A 20,891-nucleotide genomic window follows, 5' to 3' on the forward strand; every position below is an offset into this window, starting at 1 on the left:
GTCCAATGGCAGAAGTGACCTCTCATCCTATAATGAAAGCGTATACAAAATGAGATTTTCAACTTAGAGGAGGTCATTTTGCATGAAAATGTGGAAAGGTGTATTGAGTACGATGCTGGTTGGCACGTTGTTGGCCGGATGTGGAGCAAATTCTTCAGGCAGTGACAGCAGCGGTTCCAGTGGAGACGGAAAAACTGTAAATCTCAAAATGTTTATTGCTCAGCCCCGCTTAAAGGAGCACTACGATAAATACATTAATGCGTTTGTAGCCAAAGAGAAGAAAGATAAAAATATCGACGTCACCGTTCAACTAGAGATGCCGCCTGCTGACAATGCCGCACAAATTCTGAAGACAAGACTCGCTTCCAACGATGCACCGGATGTATTCGCATTGCATGCGGTGAATGAAATTCCACCGTTTTACAAAGCGGGATACTTGGAGGATTTGTCCGGTCAGCCATTCGTCAGTAAATTGATGGATAGTGTGAAGCCTTCGGTGACAACCCAAGACGGCAAGGTTGTAGCGGTTCCTTTGGAAACGATCTCCTGGGGCTATTTGTACAACAAAAAGATATTTAAGGATTTGGATTTGAAGCCGCCAGGAACGTTAACCGAAATGAAGGCTGTCGTCGAGAAGCTGAAAGCGAACAATGTGAAACCGTTCCTGTTGTCTTACAAGGAATCCTGGATTCCACAGCTGTTTGTGCCGCTCACAGCAGGTGCGATGATGAACACACAGAATAAAGATTTTATCGAACGGATGAATCAAGACAAAGGCTCTTTTTCCGAAATGAAGAGCATGTTCGATATTATTGATCTGGTGAACAGCAATGGCACAGACAAGGCGCTGGAAATTGGCGGGGATGATGGATCAGCGGCATTTGCTTCGGGTAAAGCGGCAATGTGGATCCAGGGACCGTGGTTTGCGGAAACGATTTTAAAATCTGATCCGAAGATGGAATTTGGAGTAGCACCTCTGCCGATTAATGACGATCCTAATGCGACCCTGATCAATCTGTCCACTTCGACTTCGCTGGCTGTATCCTCTACCAGCAAGAATAAGGAGGTTGCGCTCGATTTTGTTAACTATGTGTTGGACGACAAGGATTCGAGCGCATTCTATGAAGCATTGAAATTTAACCCCATCTCCAAAGTGCATACGTTTAAAAGCTATCCTTGGGTTAATGACGCTACCGAGTATGTGAAAGCAGGCAAGTCGTACCAAGATCCATCCATCCCGCAGGCGGTTAAGGATGAGGCAGGCAAATCGCTACAATCCTATTATGCTGGCCAGCTCTCGCAGGATGACGTCATTAAGGCGCTGGATAAGGCATGGAAATCGTATAACAAAGTGAACAAGTAGCGGTAACCTACAGAATGACATCGGGAGGGAGAGACTCCATGCCTTTTAAAATCTACAAAAAATACGTCATGCTGCTGGCGTTTACTGCTCCGGCACTAATCTTTTACGCCATCTTCCTGCTTATTCCAACGATCAGCGGTATGTACTACAGTTTTACAGACTGGAACGGATTGAATCCCAATTACAACTTTATCGGCTTGGGGAACTTTGTGGAATCCTTGAAGGAAGACCCCGATTTTCTCAATTCCCTTTGGTTTACACTTAAATACGTATTGGTCATGATCGTGCTGCAAAATGTACTTGCGCTAGTACTGGCAGTGTTGATTGAGTCACGCACACGCAGCAAAGGATTTTTTCGGACGATATTTTTTATGCCTAATATGATCAGTACTATTATTAGCGCATTTATGTGGACATTCGTTTTTTCCTCCGTGCTACCGCAAATCGCTGAAAAGACGGCCATCGCCTTTTTAGGTCAATCATGGCTGGGCGATCCAAAAGTATCCTTCTTTTCCATCATTATTGTCTCGCTCTGGAATGGTGTGGGATATATGATGATCATCTATCTGGCTTCGCTTCAGGGTGTACCACAAAGCTTGAAGGAGGCTGCTATTATTGACGGGGCGAACGCATTTCAGACATTGAGAAGTGTGACGCTGCCGATGATTACCCACGCGATTACGATCTGTTTCTTCCTGACACTTAACGGTGCCTTCAAGGTGTATGAGGTCGTGTACGGACTGACTGGCGGGGGACCGGGACGCAGTACACAGGTGATTACGATGAACATTTATGAGGAAGCGTTCTCCAACAACTTCCGCTATGGTTATGCGAGTGCTAAATCCGTTATTTTGTTCGCCATTGTGCTAATCTTTACTCTGATCCAACTGCGTGTCATGAAGAAGAGGGAGGTGGAGGCATGAGGCTGAAAAAAGCTAATTCCTTGCTGATCACGCTGATGTTGTGCGTGGGCGCAGTCGTGTCCTTCTTCCCGATCTACATGGCGGTCATTAATTCGTTTAAAACACAGGGCGAGATGTTTGCATCCTTTACGGCATTGCCGACGAAGCTTCACTTTGAAAATTACAGTCAGGCTTTTCATCAGACCCATTTGCTGAATAGCGCTCTGAATTCTACGATTATTTCTTTTATCGGTATTGGCGGGATCGTAGTCTGTTCGGCACTGGCAGGCTACAAGCTGTCTCGTACAAGTGGAAAACTGAGCAGTGCGATTTTCTTCCTGTTTGTTGCCTCCATGCTGGTGCCGTTTCACTCTATAATGATACCGCTTACACGAATGGCAAAGGATTTGTCTGTTCAAGGCAGTACGTACGGCTTGGCTTTGATCTATATCGGCTTGGGTGTGAACATGGCAATCTTTTTGTATCACGGATTCGTCAAATCCATCCCGCGTGAGCTGGAAGAATCTGCGCAAATGGACGGGTGCAATGAGTTCCAAACGTTCTTTCGCATTATATTTCCTTTGCTGCTGCCGATCACAGTCACGATTGCTATTTTGGATTTTCTGTGGATTTGGAATGACTTTTTGCTTCCACTTTTGATGTTGACGGATGTGAACCATTACACCCTGATTCTCTCGACCAATATGCTGTTTGGAGAGTACAACAAGGATTGGTCGCTTATTCTGGCCGCGCTCGTGCTGACTTCTATCCCGGTTATCCTGATCTATGCCTTCTTTCAGAAATTCATTATGGAAGGCATCGCGGAGGGAGCGGTTAAGGGATAAGGTGGAGACGGTGGGCAGGCGGATGGTACTACCTATCATCCCCATGACATAAATATCAAAGCCTTCCTATAATTAAGGAAGGCTCTTGTTTTGGAACGACGCAGATCCAACTTTCACTTCGACAAACAGCTTATTATAAAAAATAAAAGCGAAATGATGATCAAAAATAGATAAATACTAGAAACTCGTCTTCCGATAAGAGCTCCAAAGTCTTCAGGATTTTTATAGCCAATGATTAAACTGGGAATAAAAAAAATACTGGATAGATAAATGGTGTAGTGAAACCTAGTATTATCAACACTGTTAGACCAGGCGGGCAATCCTAAAAAGGAAAGCAACTGATCTCCCAATATGTAATCGCCAAATTCAAAAGAAACAGCCATACCAAGAAGAGATAACAGCAGTGAAAGTGATCCACGGCCTATTTTTTTTCTGTTTTTTCTCACCAATGTAAAGATAATTAGTAAAATTACAATTGCTTGTATGCTGTAGGTCAATATCGTTAAGAACATGAAGTACCTCCTTGAACATCAGAATCGAATGAGCGAATGTCAATCTCGGGAGTGATTATACCATATTTTGTAATAACTTCATATACATTTCAATACGGAGTTCGATAGCGCAGCGGTCCATTTGGATCAAGTGAAGCAACAGTGATCGTAAGATCAAATGGAACGCGGAGCGGCCTTAGCCATACAATATTTCATCTGAATGTAAAAGGAGATGATTATGTTGGCTACCTTCTCGGCCGCGCTTCAAGTAAAAAAGCGGATGGCCAAGCGTGTCTTGAAAATGTCTGGTGTCCACGGCATTGGCGTAGGATACAGGGACCCTGCTCATCCCAAAAGGGGAGCCGCTGTCATTGTGTACACGGATCGTCTAGCGTCGGCCTCTACTGGACTCTTGTCGGCCACTGCCTTAGGAAAGAAATCGAACGTTCCTATCCGAATTGTAAAGACTGGAAAGATCAGAGCTAATGCCACGGACTACAGAGTGCGCATCCGCCCGGTCATCGCCGGCTACAGTGTCGGGACGATTGAAGGTTCCGGTACAACCGGACTCATCGTTTCCCCAACTGGAGAGCCGGCTACACGTTATCTTTTTAGCAATAACCATGTCCTCAATCCCTCCAATACAGACAATCGGGAAGCTACAATTCAACCAGGCGGAGCCGATGGGGGGACGGTTGCCCAGAATCGTATAGGACGACTGTATCGTTACGTGCGCTTAAATCCCACCGGAACGAACCTGATTGATGCAGCGCTTTCACTTCCGACCCGCAATAACCTGCTCAATCCGCGTTATGCTACAGTGGGAGCCATTCCGGGTCATGTTACCGCTTATCGCGTAGGAGAAAAATTGAAGAAGGTAGGGCGTACAACCGGGCGGGTTAATGGCACGGTAGAGTCCGTCTATACGGACCTGCAAATCAATTATGGTGGAGAGTTGGGCTTACTGACCTTCGAAGATCAGACGGTTATTAGAGGTACGACTCCTGTATCACTACCCGGGGATTCCGGCTCTGTATGGCTCAGACAGTCCGATAATTATGCAGCCGCGGTCAACTATGCAGGCACGGCAGATGGTCGCTTATCCATAGCCTTTCCGGTACAGTGGTTCATGCAGGTATTCAACACACGAGTAGCCCGCCCCAGCGGGGCAGGCAGGGTGCTCAGAGTAGATACAGGATCTTCCCCTCGCTCCTATACTAGACAACTCACCAGTGAGGAGCTTGTTCGCTTAAGACCAAGAACGACACGCATTAGAGGGAGCTAATTCCTCTGCTGATGGAAAAGCTGCCGCTGATTGTTTCGGTAAAGTGGTCGCTTTAAGAGGTTTCCATAGGAAGGCTCGTTTCGGAAGCATCATCTCCCCGGATTTCTCCCCTGATTACAGAATTAATATAAGAAATCCGGGGCGGAGGCGATGGGATGCATCAGCAAAAGTAATTCACGATACCAATCATTTACGACGCAAATATTTCACGGTACAAATCATTCATAATACAAATCATTCACAATCTAAAACGTTAATGGCATGAAATGAATGCATAGGTGTATTTTAATCTGCCCCCTCAGCATATGCTTGGACTCCCACATCATGGGCTGTAATGGTGCTGCTTGCCGAGGCCAAGCCTCTAATTTCCTGAGCGGTCAGAGCCCTGTTGTAAATGATCAGCTCATCTACCGCACCATTCAGATAAGGATCATCAAACTGGGATTTCCCAATGTAGTTCCAATCTGTCAGTCCAAGGCTGGAAGGCTTCAGCGTCATATTCGTGTTGCGGGTCGCCTCTATACCGTCCACATACATAATTCCTGTAGTGCCTGACAGAGTCACGGCAACATGCTTCCAGACCCCTGTCGCCAGTTCCGGGGCGTTCAGCTGCTGTTCCTCTCCGTTCCCCAAGACAGTGATGGCAAAACGCATACCTGTCCCTTCGGCCTTCGGGGTCAAAAACATATACCGATCTGTTCCTGCTCCAAAATCAAACAGACGAGCCCAGCCGTTATGCGTGTTCACTCGTACCCACGCGGCAATGGTAAAGTCATTGAGGCTGCTAACTATTCCGCTGGGCAGGCTGGCATAGGCGTCTGTACCGTTAAGGCGCAGAGCATTGCCATTCCGTCCCGCGCCCCACGAGCCGCCATTTACACTGGCCTGCTGCCCATAACCTGACGAATCGGCTGCGGTTGATCCGGCCGTTTCGTTAAATTCATAATGGGCTATAATGTCCCCAGCGGGAGCTGGATTGCCTGTACTGGACTGAATACGGATATCGTAGTTGGCTGCCGTACCGATATTCAGTCTGGCAGTAGTCGCAGCATTGTTAACAGCTGTGACTGAGCCGGTTTTTGTGCCGTCTACCAATACGTCATACGTACCTGCCGCGAGTCCAGTTATCGTAACAGCAGTCGTATGAGCTGTGCCTGGTGTCGTATTTTTCAACATCAGGCGGATGTTGTTCTTGGACTTGGATACGATGGCCAAGCTATATTGATCCCGGTTCAGCTCCAGACTCAGCTTCTGGGTGATCAGATGCAGACGTTGGAATACGCCGTCTTTTGGAGTAATCGTATAGCTGTTATTGCTTTCAGTAACGTCACAGCCATAGCCGAATAAGCCGAATATCGGATCGACAGCAACATCGGAGCTTAGGATTTTAATGGCTCCAAACAGCCCCAGATCAGCTTCCCCGGACATGCCGCGCCATCCGTTAAACAGAGGGCCGCCGTCCAGACCAAGGGCTCCGTAATTGCCCTTGCTTGCCTGATATGTCCACGATACTGCCCCGATATTGGCAGGATCAGAGCTGATCTGTCCCGAATTAATCGCCCCGATGTTCGCCAGCTTGGCGGCATAGGATAGACGCTGGTCCACTTCGGGATTGGACGAATAACGACGTGTCCAGTCGTCCATCGCATAGCCCGCCAGCGAGGTGGTGTACTGGAAGTTCCACCAATTTTCTCCGGTGATTGTGACCGGATCGGCGTAATAGTACCAGACAGGCATATGACCGCGTGCGGCGCGTGTTTTGGCATTGATTTTGCTCATCATCGTCGTATTGCCGTTCATTTTGGCAAGTGTATATACGGCCTCTTCGCCTGTATTGTCATAGTTGTACTCAGAGCCATAAGGATAGGTGGTGTTTTTGAAATTGTTGTACTTGGTAGCCATTTTGGCAATCAGGTCGTTAGCCTCAGTAGTCAATCCTTCTTCCTGAAGCGCCTTAATTATATCCGGTGTGGTCAGCTCACCCATAAGTCCTGTGTTCCAGTTATAAGCAACAGGGCCTTCATACAACGCTTTAAAAATACGGTAAGCACGTAGCAAATATGTGTTTTTGCTATTGCGATAGCTGATCAGGTTGGGATACAGCTTGGCAAGTTTATACATGCTGAAAAACGTATTATAGATGTGCGGATAGGCATAGCCCCGGTACGTTGGTGTCGTATTAGGCTGCGGCATCAGGAAATCGGGGACCAGATAATCGGTATGATGGCCTTCCATCAGATTCGTCCAGATAGCCACCTCCAGATAATCATCGACTGCTTTGATCTCAGAGGCTACGGGCTTCTGGACATTTTTCTCCGCCAGAAACTGGCCGTGAGTTAATCCCCAATCATCGCCCCAGCCCCAGTAGCCAGCAAAGCTGTTGCGTTTGGCCTTATATTGCATCATCCAATCGTCAAACACCTTGTCCCTCAGATCGCCAGGCACATTCCATTGCGTGCTGTTGACCATGAAAGTGGAGTGACGCTGAAGTGCAGTGTCAACTGGCTCAATGGCATAGAACTGGAGAACGGTTTTTTCGCCGTTACCGTAGTTGACCGTAATATTGTTGTGACCCAATCGTCCTAGTGTAAGTTCATATATTTTGTGGTTTGTAGGGGCATTTTCCAAATAGTTGATGGTCGTTTCGGAGGGATACTGCGCTGTGACAGAGGTAATGGATTTACGGGTATGCAGATCGAATTTAGCCTTGAGATTGGTCGGGACAATCATACCCGGAACCACAGTCACATCCACATGTCCCTCGCTGTATAGCCTGTCCTTTACAGCCTGCTCGTCTGCTACCTTGTAGAATTTAAAGGCATACGTTTTGCTTTCACCAGGGGCCAGCGACAGACTGGTGCTCCCGAGATAACCACGGTTGGTGCTTTTGATGACATTGGAGTGGATATAGAACACATTCAGTCCCTCAGACCAGACACCTTGCTCCATAGCCCATGTACTGCCTGGATGCTCCTCGACTCTCCAGTGATCCTGATATTCGAGACCAGCACCCGTTGAGGCATCAGGCAGAAGCAGGATATACGGTCCGATGCCGCTAGGTCGTCCAGCGGTAATAAAGGAGCTGTGATGACCTACAAAGGAGTGAGAGAGTACCCTGGTTTCATAGATTTGTTCGTTATTGCCGCTGGGCCAGTATTCGTTAAAAGGTAGCGGCAGCCCCCAATCTCCAATTTCCAGTGTTTGATTAGAGGTATTCGTTACTTTCATTTGCCAATGTAAATAGTCGTTAACCAACGAATAGGTTTCATGTAAAGTGAAGTTGCGTATTCCCTGATGGTTTGAGGAATTTTGATAGGACACCTGGACACTGTTACCAGAAGAGGTAATCTGGCGCGCATCAGCAGAATTGCTTGTCCATGACCGAGTCCAGGCCCCGTTACCGAGACGATAGGTGAACATAAGTTCACCCAGCCACTGATGATCTAACGTATTTTGCTTAGGTGCGTTAGAGCCGTTCAAGACATAATTCGTATTGAAGGTGTCTCCTGTCAGACGTAAGGAAGAGATATCCCCATAATTCCCGATCGAGATGGAGAATATTTGATTAGATAGCTGTACTGCCATGCTATCAACCTCCTAACAAAGGTTCGTGAGTGTACTCACATGTTAATATATGTGTCAAAAATACTTTTGCTACCTTATGCGCGAGAATTAATAGAAAATAGATTCATATAGATGTCCTAGAAGTCTATTCATAGTGGAGGTAGAGGTATCATGAAAAATAAAATGGAGTCACCGAAGATTCCTGCGGACTTACCCATATTAAGTGAAGAAATACGCTTCATACAATCCAAAGACGAACTTAGTGTGGGGGCAGTAGAGGAAATCATGTTGGACAATATCGAAGCAGTTAAAGTTTCATTAGAGAAGATGACTTTTAAAAATGTAACTATCACAGAATCGTCATTGCCAGAAAGTGAATGGACAGACGTCATTTTTGATAAATGTGATCTGTCTAATGTTAATTTTTCCGGTTCCTTTATCCATCGCGCAGAGTTCAGAAATTGTAAATTGCTTGGAACGGATTTTTCGAGAAGCAGATTCCAAAACGTTCGTTTTCTGGATTGCTTAGGGGATTATTCGATGTTCCGTTTTGCGAATTTCAAGCAAGTTGGTTTTGAGGATTGTTCTTTGATAAGTGCAGATTTTTATCATTTAACACTACAAAAAACCTCTTTTGCCCGTTGCAATCTGGATCAAGCCATCCTGTCGGGGTCCAAGCTCAAGGGGGTAGATCTCAGTGATTGCGAATTTGATGGAATACAAGTGGAGATAGAAGACTTGAATGGCTGCATCATCTCCCCGCATCAGGCTTCGTCCTTTGTGGGCCTTTTGGGGCTAGTGATCAAATAAGGGGTTCCTCACTGATTTTTAATACGGTCTCATGTCTAGCGCATGCTGTTTCCACCATTAACAAAAAAAGATCCGCCTAAGCGGATCTCTTGCATTTATTAATAGCTTATTTTTTTTTAATAACCGGCCGTACAGGCTTCGTTGTCAAGACATTAAGCGCGTCACGCACTTCTGTGGCAAAAACAAGCGGCTTTTCTACTTTTTCAAAGTGGATGTACCAAAGGTTGGGGTTATCGAATAGCCAGTGATTGTGCAGTGCCGTCACTTTGATATCATGTTTACGAAGTCGAGAAATAAACGGATTAATTTCTGCGGTTAAAATCACGGTTTCGCCAAGACATAATCCTTTTCCGTTACGGCCAATACTTTCGAAAGAAAAAGCTTGGGGTATTGCAAGAAAGGATCTGGTCCTTTTCCCCAAAATGATTGGCTTGATGTTGTTTCTGACTGCAGATGCAGTACAAACTCCGTTAATGATCTGAGGTGTTGCTTTTAATATATCGGCAAACGTTTACAAAGTGGACTAACTGCCATTTCTCTCACTCCAATTCTTTTAATTTACTAGCATCATATGAAAAAGTAAGGGAATGGAAAGGGCAAGTCTTCTTTATCGTTAGTCTAATTTGCTATATATAAAGTGCGAATGGAGCACCCTTTTAAAGCTTCAGCTTTGCTCCGTGATACTTATGTTTGATACGATCCCAGGCCTGGCACAGACGCTTAACACCTTCGATAATTTGCTGCTCCGTTAAGTGGGCAAAGTTAAAGCAGGCTGAAGGAGGTCCTGGTGTCAGTTGGTAATCTGCGGCATCACGCCATGTGACTCCATAAAATCGTGCCATCTGCATCAAATGATGATACGGGGCAGGTCCATGCTTCCAGATGGCATAGGCGTGTAAACCACAATCGTTCTGATGCCAGTGAAACAGTTCACTCAACGGCTGTATTTCATGCTGGAACACGTCGTAGCGTGATCTGTATATTCGAGTCATCCGCCGCAAATGACGAATGTAGTCTCCGCGTATCATAAAACGTGCCAGTGCACGCTGTTCCAAGCGGGCAGGCGGCAGGGGGTCGTATAGTCGTTTGGCAGCAGTAAGCGCTTGGGCCAACTCCACAGGCAGGATGGCAAAACCGAGTCGAAGGCTGCTGAACATACTTTTGGAAAAGGAACCGACATAGATGACACAATCCGCGTGGTCTAATGCTTTTAACGGTTCAATGGGACGTCCTGCCCAGCGGAATTCACTGTCATAATCATCCTCAATAATCCACGCCCCCTTGGACGCTGCCCATTGCAAAATATGTTGACGGCGTGTTAATGGCAATACAGCACCGGTTGGAAACTGCCGTCCAGGCGTAACAAACAGGAGCTTGGCATCCCAATCCTGTGGAATAATTCCATGCTGATCCAGTTCAACAGCGTGTATCTGTCCGCCTGAGGCAGTTACTGCACGATAGATGCCGGAATAACAGGGATTTTCCAGTACAATGTTATCTTGTTCATGAATAAGCAGCTGACTTAGTAACGTGATCACTTCCATGGAACCGCTGCATAATACGACTTGTTCGGGGGTGGCCGTAATTCCGCGTGTTCTGCCAACATGATGACAAATTGCTTCACGCAGCCAGTTATCACCGTTCACTAGTGCAGGCATCGAGCCATCCGAGGGCTTTTGCAGATCTTTGCCGGCGGCAGCCAATGCACTTTTCCATGCGATCTGTGAGCTACCCTCCAATATAACTTCTTCTGCTTGAAAAGAAATCAAAGGCTGGTGTGCACCATCTCTATCTGTAGCATACACAGGAGTCGAGTATAAGGCTCGTTCCCTTTCGATCTGCATTATTCGTTGTCCCCATGCTGACAGAGCAGGGGCTTTTTGTTTTGTATTAGGTGAGTTTTGGTTCTGCTGGTCGATTAGAGATTCGTCTGGCAGCATTGCGGTCTGTTCCATAACAAAGGTTCCTCTGCCTACTACCGAATTCACATATCCTTCTGCCAACAGCATATCGTATGCTTCTTTAACACTCCCGCGCGAAATTCCATACATCACAGCCAGATCGCGACTGGAAGGCAGGCGCATACCGCTGGCAAGGGAGCCAGTGAGAATTCCCTCTCGAAGAGCGTGATACAATGCCAAGTATTTCAAATGATATATTTGAATCGCACGCTGATAAGCAATCGTAATGTCCATACTTTTCTCCTTATATTGGACCAGTCATTTTCGTTTATATTGGGTCTTTTTAATAATCCATTTTCAACATAATCTGAAATATATCGTTGGTCAATAGATGGAAGGAGAGTTCCCTATGAGAAGAAAGGAATTTACGGTAGAAGAACTAGAGGAAATAGAGCAGTTTCTAAGCGAGGTCAGTTTCGGATTTTTAGGCATGAACAGCGAGGATGGTTTTCCGCGTGTGGTTCCCTTGAATTTCGCTTATGGAAATGGCGTTTTTTATATTCATGGCAGCCGTGCTGGAGAAAAGATGGAACGGATGAAAGAGGATAATCGGGTTACTTTTTCAGCTGCCAAAGAGTATGCGCTCATTCCATCTTATTTTACAGATGAACATATGGCATGTCCTGCGACTTCATTTTTTAAAAGTATTACCGTGCGTGGTCATGCGGAGCATGTAGTGGATTTGGAAGAAAAAGCATCAGCATTTTCCATTTTTATGAGTAAGCTGCAACCGGAAGGCGGGTATGACACGATTGATGCCAACGATTCTCGGTATGCCTCACGTTTGAAAGGGGTCGCTCTGATCAAAATTGTACCCGAGGAATGGACTGCCAAGTTTAAATTTGGACAAAATGTTAAAGATCAGGAGCGCCAGCAAATTATCGACGGCTTGCAACAACGGGGGCTAGATGATGATCTGATAACAATTGAAATGATGCGTAAATATTGTCCTCATCATTGATATATGTATAACGCCAACATAAAAATTTGATTTCGATATACTCACTCCTGCTCGCTCATCCATCTAATTGGTTAATTATACCTCGTAGGGAGATGCCCTTGATTTTCCAAAACCTTCAGTTCTTCTGTATTAGGACTTTTGAAGGACAGGTATATATCATCCTCAAGCCCGTTGTTCTTACTGCAAAGGAATTTTATAATACGATAGATTTGTGGCGTAAGGGGGCAAGACCGTGATGAGAGCGGGAGTCAGAAGTCGGGAAAGTCGACGGTTGTTACTGGAAGCGGGGGCTGAAGAGTTCGCTCAGACGGGGTTTTATCAGACAAAGGTAAGTTCGATCGCGGCGCGTGCAGGATTGACGCAGCCGGATTTTTATATTCATTTTGAAAGCAAGGAACAGATGTATGAGGAGCTTGTGGAGAGCTTTCGTACTTTGGTGAATGAGACAGTACAGAGCATGAAGGTAGACCCGGATCAGAGCGAGACTGAAATTTTGAGACGGGGACAAGTGTTTCTGGAGGCTATTTTTCGCGTGTTGTCTAATAATCCGGCGATCACTCGTGTCGGATTTTACCAGGCAGCAGACTCGGTGCGCATTAAGGCGGAAATGGCGGAGCACATCAAAAAACATCTGATGGCAGCACAACGATGGGGTTCCTGCCGTGAGGAACTGGACCCTGAACTGACAGCAGAATGCGTGATCGGTTTGATAGAACGGCTGACGTTAACGAAATTGCTGCCTGGGCGCGAAAGTCCGTCTGTTCTTGCCATGCAGGCACGAAACCTACTGTATCGTGGTATGCTGGCATCCGAAGGATACGGAACCGTAGAATCTTAACCCACATTTGGGCGTCAGGCGCGGCATTTGTCCCTATCATGGACGGTAACATAAGCATAAGATGCTCTTGTAAACCATGAAGGGAGGAATCACCATGTCTGGAGTAGGCGCTGGTTATGGAGCTTTTACATCTACAGGAGCGATTCTAGTACTTTTCATTCTGCTCGTTATTATTTCCAAAGCATTCGTTATCTAATTCTCAGCTCAAGAATTTGATTTCGGGCGATTTGTTGTAATCGACAGAGGGAGGAGGAATTCTGAGATGGGTGAAGTAGAAAGAGGTTGTGGCGGTGGCGGTTATGGCATGTTTACTTCCACTGGTGTTATTCTGGTACTCTTCATTTTGCTGGTTATCATCACACGTACTATTTTCATCTAAAGCGATATTCATGGGCTTGAGCGCCGATGTTTCGGGTCTATGACCATGCAATCCCAAATAGGAATCGCCTCTAATAGAGGCGGTTTCTTTTTGTTTTAAAGTTGACGTTGACGTTAACGTTATATAGGCGTAGTATTTATATATAATCTTTTTCATAAGGTGGGTGTCATGGTTACGTATAAAATTGATGAGGTCGCGAAACAAAGCGGTTTGACCAAGCGAACTATTCGTTATTATGAGGAAATCGGCTTATTGCCCTCCCCGCAGCGCAGTGAAGGAAATATGCGGCTGTATACGCAGGAGGATGTGGATCTACTAAAAAAAATAGTGAGTGCCAAGGAAGTGCTTGGTTTTTCTTTGCAAGAGCTTCAGCGTTACATGTCCGCAGCGGAAATGCTCAAGGGGCAGCGGGAGGAATATCGCGAGCGGACGGAGCATTTGCAACCAATTGAGCGACGGGCCATGTTGGAGGATATGGAACGTACGCTGAACGAACAGTTGGAATTAATGGAGGGGAAAATCAACAGTATCCGTATGCTCCAGACTGAATTGGAAGAGCTGCGGATCAGGGTTCGTGAACGCAAAATCCTTTTGGATGAGGAACTTGAACACGACCCATCATAACAAGAACATTTACATTCAGATGTGGAGGTAACATCATAATATGAGTTCACAACATGCATTACCTGAAGAGTTAAAAGAACGCTCAGGCTTGCTGTCTCAACCTAAAGCCGTATGGGCGGTCGCCTTTGCTTGTGTTATTTCATTTATGGGTCTTGGATTAGTCGATCCGATTCTTCCGGCCATTGCCGATCAGCTTCATGCTACGAAAAGCCAAGTGTCATTGCTGTTTACCAGCTATAATCTGGTGACAGGCGTTGCGATGCTGATTACGGGCGTCGTATCAAGTCGATTGGGTGTCAAATGGACGCTACTAACCGGGATTTTATTTATTATTGTGTTTGCCGGATTGGGCGGTACGGCCAATACAGTTGGCGGAATTGTAGGCTACCGAGCAGGCTGGGGTTTGGGGAATGCTTTGTTTATCGCAACAGCGTTATCTGCGATTGTTGGTCTGTCCACTTCTGGAACAGCTAAAGCGATTATTTTGTATGAAGCGGCTTTGGGCCTCGGGATTTCAGTCGGCCCGCTGCTAGGTGGTGAGTTAGGTTCCATTTCCTGGCGTGGTCCGTTTTTCGGTGTAGCCGGACTGATGGTAGTGGGATTTTTGTTCATTACGTTTATGTTGCCTTCGATTCCAAAGCCCAAAAAACGTGGCTCCATTGCCGATCCGTTCAAAGCGCTTAGTTATCCAGCTTTACTCACGCTCGGCATTGTGGCGTTGTTATACAACTTTGGATTTTTTACGTTGATGGCGTATTCTCCATATGTAATGCATTTAGACGAGCATGGTTTGGGTTACGTGTTTTTTGGTTGGGGAATTATGCTGGCCTTTACCTCGGTGTTTGTAGCACCAAAGATTCAAGCACGCTTGAGCGTGGTATCTTCCATTAGTATCATGCTGACGCTATTTGCCATTGATTTAGGTGTTATGGCGATTGGGACGGTAGCTGGTTCGCCAACGACTGTCATTGTCGCCGTCATTGTAGCTGGTATTTTTCTGGGGATTAATAATACATTGATTACCACTGCTGTTATGCAGGCTGCTCCAGTGGAGCGCTCGACAGCATCTGCGGCCTACAGCTTTATGCGTTTTTTGGGCGGGGCCATTTCGCCGTGGCTTGCAGGGAAGCTGTCAGAGTGGTACTCAGCAGAAACCCCGTTTTATTTTGGAGCATTGATGGTACTGATTGGTGTAGCTGTGCTGATCGTACGTCGTCGACATATGCAGGATATTCAGGTAGATGCACACTAACATTGAACTTCTGGGGAGGAAAAGAATATGAGCGAATTCAAACAGATTCTGGTCGCGATTGATGGTTCGGAACACGCTATGAAGGCATTGGAGACAGCCAAAACGTTGTCCAAGCAGCTTCAGGGAAACCTGCATCTGTCCGTATTGCATGTAAATCCGACTTTATCCATGAATGAGCCCCCGGTTGGGATTGATGTGGATGAGCGGATCGAAGAGGAAGGTCGTCATATTCTGGAGCCTGCAGCCGACTATTTGAAGGACGAGGGCATTTCGTACCGTATGCTGGCGGGTCATGGTGATCCGGCGAGTGTTATTTGCGAGAGTGCAAAGCAGGAAAAGGCGGATATGATCATTATGGGAACACGGGGACAGGGACTTGTTTCGGAGCTGATCCTGGGTAGTGTGAGTCATCATGTGATTCAGCATGCACCTTGTCCGGTACTGACGGTAAAATAGATGTTAAAAGGAACATTGATATAGAGAAAAGGAGGAAAAAAGCATGCAGCAGCATTTATTTATTGGTGGTGAATGGCAAGTAGCTTCATCATATACGACACTGAAATCACCGTATTCTGGGGAAGTCATTGCTGAGGTAGCAGGGGCCACTGCTGAGGATGCCAAGACCGCTATTCAGGCCGCATCTGATGCACGTGCAGAGATGCGGGCCATGCCAGCGCACCGGCGGTCAGCTATTTTGGAGAAGCTGGCTGACCTGCTGGAAGAGCGGCGTGAGGATGCAGCACGTATCATTGCACGCGAAGCGTCCAAGCCATGGAAGGCTGCGCTCGCGGAAGTTGATCGGACCGTGCAAACCTACAAGTTCGCAGCCGAAGAAGCCAAGCGCATTCATGGGGAAACCATTCCGCTAGATGCAGCACCGGGCGGCGAGGGCCGAATGGCCTACACGCTTAAAGAACCTGTCGGGGTAGTAGGAGCTATTACACCATTTAATTTCCCGATGAACCTGGTCGCTCATAAAGTGGGCCCTGCGCTGGCAGCAGGCAATACGGTCGTATTGAAGCCTGCGGAGCAGACACCGCTGTCGGCTTACTTGATCGCGGAACTGCTGGAGCAGGCCGGGTTGCCTGTGGGCGCTCTTAACGTGATCAGCGGCGATGGTAAAACCATTGGCGACGTACTGGTCACTGATCCGCGCGTTAGCTATATCACTTTTACCGGTAGTCCGGCGGTCGGTACAGAAATTCGCTCCAAGGCTGGCTTGAAGCGGGTCACGCTGGAGCTGGGTTCCAACGCGGCTGTTATTATTGACCGTGATACGGATGTGGACGCGGTCATCGACCGTTGTGTAAGTGGAGCCTTTGCCAATCAGGGGCAGGTATGTATCTCGGTTCAACGTATTTACGTTGTCGATGGGCTGTATGATACATTTGTATCCCGATTTGTAGAGGCGACTCAACGTTTAAAAATTGGAGATCCGCTAGACCCGGACACGGACGTATCGGCGCTCATCTCAGCCAAGGATGTCGAGCGTGTTCGTGAGTGGCTGGAGGAAGCGGTCCAAGCAGGTGCGAGGATCGCTCTGGGTGGCCATGCTGAAGGAGGGATTCTGGAGCCAACCGTATTGCTCGATGTGGACCCGACTTCCAAGGTATCCTGCCGCGAAGTGTTTGCCCCACTTGTGCTGATTCATTCCGTTAGCTCTGTAGATGAGGCTGTGAATCATGTGAATAATTCAATTTATGGCTTACAGGCGGGAATTTACACACGTAATATCACGACCGCGCTGGATGCAGCGGACAAGCTTGAGGTGGGAGGCGTGATGATCAATGACATACCAAGCTTCCGTGTTGACCATATGCCGTATGGCGGTGTGAAGCAAAGTGGCACCGGACGCGAAGGTGTAAAGTACGCTATGGAAGAAATGCTGGAAACCAAGCTGATCGTTATTAAACGGTAAATAGCTATAGAAGCCTATCTGATGGACATAGATAATACGTTTTACGTATATCTGCTCATTAGATGGGCTTTTTTTTCTCATTATTTGCGCGAATGTCAGATGAAAATAAAGTGTTAGACTGAAAAATATTTGGTTAAAGCGTATTTAGCTTGAGTTTTAGACCGTTGGAACTGTTCCACCGTCAATATTATATTCACTTCCTGTAATAGAAGCGGCCCGGTCAGATACCAGAAAAGCAACAAGCTCAGCGACTTCTTCTGGTAGTCCTGGACGACCAATTGGAATTCCTCCCAACGAGTCCATTAGTTGCTTTAATGCACTTTCTCGGTCGCCTGTCGTCTCAGCCATCCGATCAATCAAACTTTGTGCTGCCTTCGTTTCGATAAAGCCTGGTGCAACTGTATTAATACGAATGCCTTGAGGCGAAAACTGCTTGGATAATCCTTTGCTGTAAGTAGTTAAAGCTGCTTTAGCCGCAGCATAAGCCAATGTTGCATCATATAGAGGCAAGCGACGTTGAATGGATGAAATATGAATAATAACACCTGAACCCTTTTCCACCATAGCCGGCAGCAATCCCCGGTCTAAACGAACGGCAGCGAACAGATTGGCGTTAAAAGTTTGCTGCCAATGCTCGTCCGTCAAGACAAGAGCTCCCCCGGATGGGGCTGACGAGCCTCCAACATTGTTGACAAGAATATCTACACCGCCTAGGCGCTCAAGAACACTGTTTACCACTTTATCTACACCTTCAGGCGTACTAATATCGGCTGGAATAAATAGGTCCGGATTTTCTAAATTAACTGGAGTAGTTCGAGCCGTAGTTATTACAGTAGCACCTGCAGCCTTAAGTCTCTTAGTAATAGCCTCTCCCATTCCTTGGGTACCGCCTGTGACCAAGGCCTTTTTGCCTTTAAACTCACTTAAAATGCTTTCTAATTGAAAACTCATGTAAATAATTCCTCCTAATTTTGACAATGTGGTTGAGAAATACCTCTAGGTATCTCTACTCCGGGTTCACTTGTTTTGCGAACCTTACAAACTATCGACAATGATACCCCGGTACCGCCCTCCGCGCAGTCGATGCTTTAGGGCTTTTTGATAGGCTGGACTAAAGTACCAAGCTTGTGCTTCCTCAAAAGTGGGGAATTCCAAGATGGCCAGCCCTTCAATATCGGGTCCTTCGAGGACCTGGTATGCGCCATACATTGCTAGGGGGTTGACGGAATGTCCCGCCAAACCTGCCGGTGCCAACTGAGAATAGAGTTGGAGTTCAGTTTGATCGGTACTCTGTTCACGTATAAAAACAACATAAGCGGGCATATACGTTTTCCCTTTCTTATTTTTTAATTTCTTTATGGAAGTGTAATAATCAGTTCTTTAATTTTATTGTTGTTTACTAGAAATTGATGTTTAAGTAGAAGTGGGTCGGGAAGATTCGATTTATCAAAGTCTCCATCTACTTTCGCAATTACGACGATGGTATTATTAATGTCATCCATATCCACGATCTCGAAGGTGACATTGGGATTTGTTCGCTGATGTAAAGTAAGTTTCTACTGCTGGTGGCAGGGATCTATGTGGATTCATTGATTCTTCAACCTCCTATGGTGAGTATGTTGTGAGCGATAACTTCAAACTCATCATAGCAGTAATAATATGACTACATGATGTCATATTATAGAGGATCATTTAAATTTCTTTTCATCGTTTCTAAATGAGACAATATTCTTGTACATACTTGTTCGGGGCTAACCTCTATAAGGAGGGGACCAAAGGATAGCAGATAACTGTCCAACCAATTGCCTACAGGAAATTGTGCCGTGACGGTATAAGAGCCGTCTTCCCTCTGAGTAATTGTTTTCTCGGCAAATTCATCGTATACGCGGTAAGCTCCTTTAGCAGAAATGTGAAGAGTTACTTCAATAGTATGAAGCAAGTCGTTCATCTTTGTATCTGTAGCTGCTACGACTGTTCTTGGCTCATAACTAATTTCGGTAACTGCAATCTCTTTCATTCGGCTTATCTTAAATACACGATAACTTTCGGTATTTAAACAGTAACCTTCCACATACCAGGATTTATCTTTAAACAAGAGCTTGGCAGGTTCGATGCTACGATAACTCTGTTCCCCGGCGACGTTATAATAGCGGAACTTTATAACACGGTTTGTGATTATTGCGTTGCGTATAAGAGTGAATAGCTGTCTCTGGCTGTTTTGGCTTCCCCATGGCGAAAAATCTACTTCGATCCAGTTTCCCATTTCTTTTTTAAAAAGCCTACTCAACTTGTTTAGCACTTCTTCTACCTGTGGGATGGTAGCTGTAGCCACACTCTGAAGGGCCATTAAGATATCATCTTGTTCCTGCTCGGACAGTAAAGAGGTGTTAAAGACATAACCCTCCATCAATGATATTCCGCCACCCTTGCCTCTACTGCTGTAGATGGGAATCCCAGCTGCGCTTAAGGCATCTATGTCCCGATAAATTGTTCGTGTGGAAACCTCAAAATGCTCTGCCAATTCATCAGCAGTCACTTTTTTCTTATGGAGTAACATATAAACGATTTCAAAATGTCTGCTTAACGGCATAAGCTTCACCTCACTCGGTAGCATACACCTTATAACATGACATTATAAAGTCATATTAAGTGATTGCTCTACATCACACCCTAATGGGCATCAACTGGGGGACTTTATTTTCTTTGGACAGCGATAATAACACTGCCTTGGATCAGATCTTTTTACAATCTTTTATATAAAGTTGAACCAAAAGCACTTGCAAAATAAAAAGGAATAAACTATACTGAGGCCAGTTAATTAGTGATTGATCAATTACTAATTGATTAACAAGCAACGAGGTAACATTCATGAGCTGAGTAAGATACTGCTTCAAGTTTACTAAACGTATCTTTATTGGAACTATGGATTGATAAAGATTCAGTTAGATGAAGAAGTATGAAGCTAAGTAATTGATCAATCACTCATTTTATCTGTAAATGGAGGAGAAAAAGATGAAACATCTTATTATTTACGCGCATCCATCTGAGGGAAGCTTTAATCATGCAATTTTGACCACTGTAGTGCAGGGGCTAAAGCAAAAAGGACATGATGTGGTGGTTCGTGATCTGTATGATATCGGCTTTCAACCTGTAGTCAGCAGTAGCGAGATTATTGGAGGAATCGGAGAAGATATTGTGCGGGAACAGCAGTTTTTGCAATGGGCAGAGGTGATCACCTTTATTTATCCGATTTGGTGGACGGGGATGCCAGCCATAATGAAAGGGTATATTGACCGCGTATTCTCTTACGGATTTGCTTACAAATATGTAAACGGGGTGCAGATGGGACTGCTCAAGGGGAAGAAGGTCATCATCCTCAACACACAAGGGAAATCACATGCGGAATATGCCAGCAATGGCATGGATCAAGCACTTCGCTTGACGTCCGATAAAGGTATATTTGAATATTGCGGACTTGACGTTATGTATCATATATTTTTCGAGTCGGTACCCCAATCCGATGAAGATACACGTAAAGAGTGGCTTTACCAGATTGCAGACATGGCCAGCAAGGCTTAATGAAAATGTGTTCTCAGGAAAGAAGGCAACGCGTGCATCTGCAGGCGTTGCCTTCTTGCTCGCTGCAATATTGAATGTGTTCCAATCAACACTCGCTCATGGCAAGCATCAATTTGCTA

General features: G+C 45.9%; 20 protein-coding genes. 13 read left to right on the forward strand and 7 right to left on the reverse strand.

The features are described from left to right. Positions 1–82 precede the first annotated feature (82 nt). The 3 genes from ACU1JV_RS24265 to ACU1JV_RS24275 are packed head-to-tail and all read left to right on the forward strand — an operon-like array spanning position 83 to position 3,110. Positions 83–1,363 carry an ABC transporter substrate-binding protein gene (locus tag ACU1JV_RS24265; RefSeq protein WP_413987501.1) on the forward strand — a complete coding sequence of 427 codons (1,281 nt, stop codon included), beginning with the start codon at positions 83–85 and terminating at the stop codon, positions 1,361–1,363. A 38-nt stretch (positions 1,364–1,401) separates the two neighbouring features. After that, positions 1,402–2,286 carry a carbohydrate ABC transporter permease gene (locus tag ACU1JV_RS24270; RefSeq protein WP_413987502.1) on the forward strand — a complete coding sequence of 295 codons (885 nt, stop codon included), beginning with the start codon at positions 1,402–1,404 and terminating at the stop codon, positions 2,284–2,286. Next, entirely contained in the window at positions 2,283–3,110 is an 828-nt protein-coding gene (locus ACU1JV_RS24275; protein WP_017425736.1) for a carbohydrate ABC transporter permease, read from the forward strand. The genes ACU1JV_RS24270 and ACU1JV_RS24275 overlap by 4 nt, the downstream gene beginning before the upstream one ends. Before the next feature lie 113 nt (positions 3,111–3,223). On the opposite strand, the gene ACU1JV_RS24280 is transcribed toward ACU1JV_RS24275, so the two are convergent. Next, a complete protein-coding gene (locus ACU1JV_RS24280) occupies positions 3,224–3,622 on the reverse strand; it encodes a hypothetical protein (RefSeq protein WP_058831258.1) in 399 nt (132 codons plus the stop codon). Between the two features lie 217 nt (positions 3,623–3,839). Between ACU1JV_RS24280 and ACU1JV_RS24285 the strand changes: the two genes are divergently transcribed. Further along, the gene (locus ACU1JV_RS24285) at positions 3,840–4,886 is read left to right on the forward strand and encodes a hypothetical protein (RefSeq protein WP_413987503.1); all 1,047 of its coding nucleotides are present in this window, start codon (positions 3,840–3,842) and stop codon (positions 4,884–4,886) included. Positions 4,887–5,171: 285 nt separating this feature from the next. On the opposite strand, the gene ACU1JV_RS24290 is transcribed toward ACU1JV_RS24285, so the two are convergent. Continuing rightward, on the reverse strand, positions 5,172–8,471 hold the full coding sequence (locus ACU1JV_RS24290) for a DUF5695 domain-containing protein (protein ID WP_413987504.1): 3,300 nt from the start codon (positions 8,469–8,471) through the stop codon (positions 5,172–5,174). A 150-nt stretch (positions 8,472–8,621) separates the two neighbouring features. On the opposite strand from ACU1JV_RS24290, the gene ACU1JV_RS24295 reads away from it, so the two are divergent. Next, positions 8,622–9,260 carry a pentapeptide repeat-containing protein gene (locus tag ACU1JV_RS24295; protein ID WP_413985538.1) on the forward strand — a complete coding sequence of 213 codons (639 nt, stop codon included), beginning with the start codon at positions 8,622–8,624 and terminating at the stop codon, positions 9,258–9,260. 106 nt (positions 9,261–9,366) lie between these two features. Here ACU1JV_RS24295 and ACU1JV_RS24300 read toward each other — a convergent pair whose 3' ends face one another. Beyond that, positions 9,367–9,759: a DUF1259 domain-containing protein gene (locus ACU1JV_RS24300; RefSeq protein WP_413987541.1), complete on the reverse strand. Its 393-nt coding sequence runs from the start codon at positions 9,757–9,759 to the stop codon at positions 9,367–9,369. A gap of 157 nt (positions 9,760–9,916) precedes the next feature. Next, the gene (gene pdxR, locus ACU1JV_RS24305) at positions 9,917–11,455 is read right to left on the reverse strand and encodes a MocR-like pyridoxine biosynthesis transcription factor PdxR (protein ID WP_413985539.1); all 1,539 of its coding nucleotides are present in this window, start codon (positions 11,453–11,455) and stop codon (positions 9,917–9,919) included. Positions 11,456–11,570: 115 nt separating this feature from the next. Between pdxR and ACU1JV_RS24310 the strand changes: the two genes are divergently transcribed. From ACU1JV_RS24310 to ACU1JV_RS24340, 7 genes are all read left to right on the forward strand, one after another. After that, positions 11,571–12,182: a pyridoxamine 5'-phosphate oxidase family protein gene (locus ACU1JV_RS24310; protein WP_337684312.1), complete on the forward strand. Its 612-nt coding sequence runs from the start codon at positions 11,571–11,573 to the stop codon at positions 12,180–12,182. A 235-nt stretch (positions 12,183–12,417) separates the two neighbouring features. Then, positions 12,418–13,020, forward strand: coding sequence for a TetR/AcrR family transcriptional regulator (locus ACU1JV_RS24315; protein WP_025678023.1), 603 nt, complete (start codon positions 12,418–12,420; stop codon positions 13,018–13,020). A 94-nt stretch (positions 13,021–13,114) separates the two neighbouring features. Next, entirely contained in the window at positions 13,115–13,216 is a 102-nt protein-coding gene (locus ACU1JV_RS24320) for a hypothetical protein (RefSeq protein WP_014599460.1), read from the forward strand. A 351-nt stretch (positions 13,217–13,567) separates the two neighbouring features. Continuing rightward, positions 13,568–14,023 carry a MerR family transcriptional regulator gene (locus ACU1JV_RS24325; RefSeq protein WP_013369346.1) on the forward strand — a complete coding sequence of 152 codons (456 nt, stop codon included), beginning with the start codon at positions 13,568–13,570 and terminating at the stop codon, positions 14,021–14,023. Between the two features lie 40 nt (positions 14,024–14,063). Next, positions 14,064–15,275, forward strand: a complete 1,212-nt coding sequence (locus ACU1JV_RS24330; RefSeq protein WP_069010958.1) for an MFS transporter — start codon at positions 14,064–14,066, stop codon at positions 15,273–15,275. A 27-nt stretch (positions 15,276–15,302) separates the two neighbouring features. Beyond that, positions 15,303–15,731 carry a universal stress protein gene (locus ACU1JV_RS24335; RefSeq protein ID WP_346835200.1) on the forward strand — a complete coding sequence of 143 codons (429 nt, stop codon included), beginning with the start codon at positions 15,303–15,305 and terminating at the stop codon, positions 15,729–15,731. 43 nt (positions 15,732–15,774) lie between these two features. Further along, a complete protein-coding gene (locus ACU1JV_RS24340; protein ID WP_413985540.1) occupies positions 15,775–17,193 on the forward strand; it encodes an aldehyde dehydrogenase family protein in 1,419 nt (472 codons plus the stop codon). A 156-nt stretch (positions 17,194–17,349) separates the two neighbouring features. On the opposite strand, the gene ACU1JV_RS24345 is transcribed toward ACU1JV_RS24340, so the two are convergent. The 3 genes from ACU1JV_RS24345 to ACU1JV_RS24355 all read right to left on the reverse strand — a co-directional run bounded on the left by ACU1JV_RS24345 (position 17,350) and on the right by ACU1JV_RS24355 (position 19,783). Continuing rightward, complete coding sequence (locus tag ACU1JV_RS24345; protein WP_413985541.1) at positions 17,350–18,144, reverse strand: SDR family oxidoreductase; 795 nt, start codon at positions 18,142–18,144, stop codon at positions 17,350–17,352. Positions 18,145–18,228: 84 nt separating this feature from the next. Then, entirely contained in the window at positions 18,229–18,516 is a 288-nt protein-coding gene (locus ACU1JV_RS24350; RefSeq protein WP_413985542.1) for a DUF1330 domain-containing protein, read from the reverse strand. Positions 18,517–18,871: 355 nt separating this feature from the next. Beyond that, a complete protein-coding gene (locus ACU1JV_RS24355) occupies positions 18,872–19,783 on the reverse strand; it encodes a helix-turn-helix transcriptional regulator (protein ID WP_413985543.1) in 912 nt (303 codons plus the stop codon). Positions 19,784–20,205: 422 nt separating this feature from the next. On the opposite strand from ACU1JV_RS24355, the gene ACU1JV_RS24360 reads away from it, so the two are divergent. Then, complete coding sequence (locus tag ACU1JV_RS24360; RefSeq protein ID WP_413985544.1) at positions 20,206–20,772, forward strand: NAD(P)H-dependent oxidoreductase; 567 nt, start codon at positions 20,206–20,208, stop codon at positions 20,770–20,772. Positions 20,773–20,891 lie beyond the last annotated feature (119 nt).

It is taken from the genome of Paenibacillus sp. T2-29 (assembly GCF_052921365.1).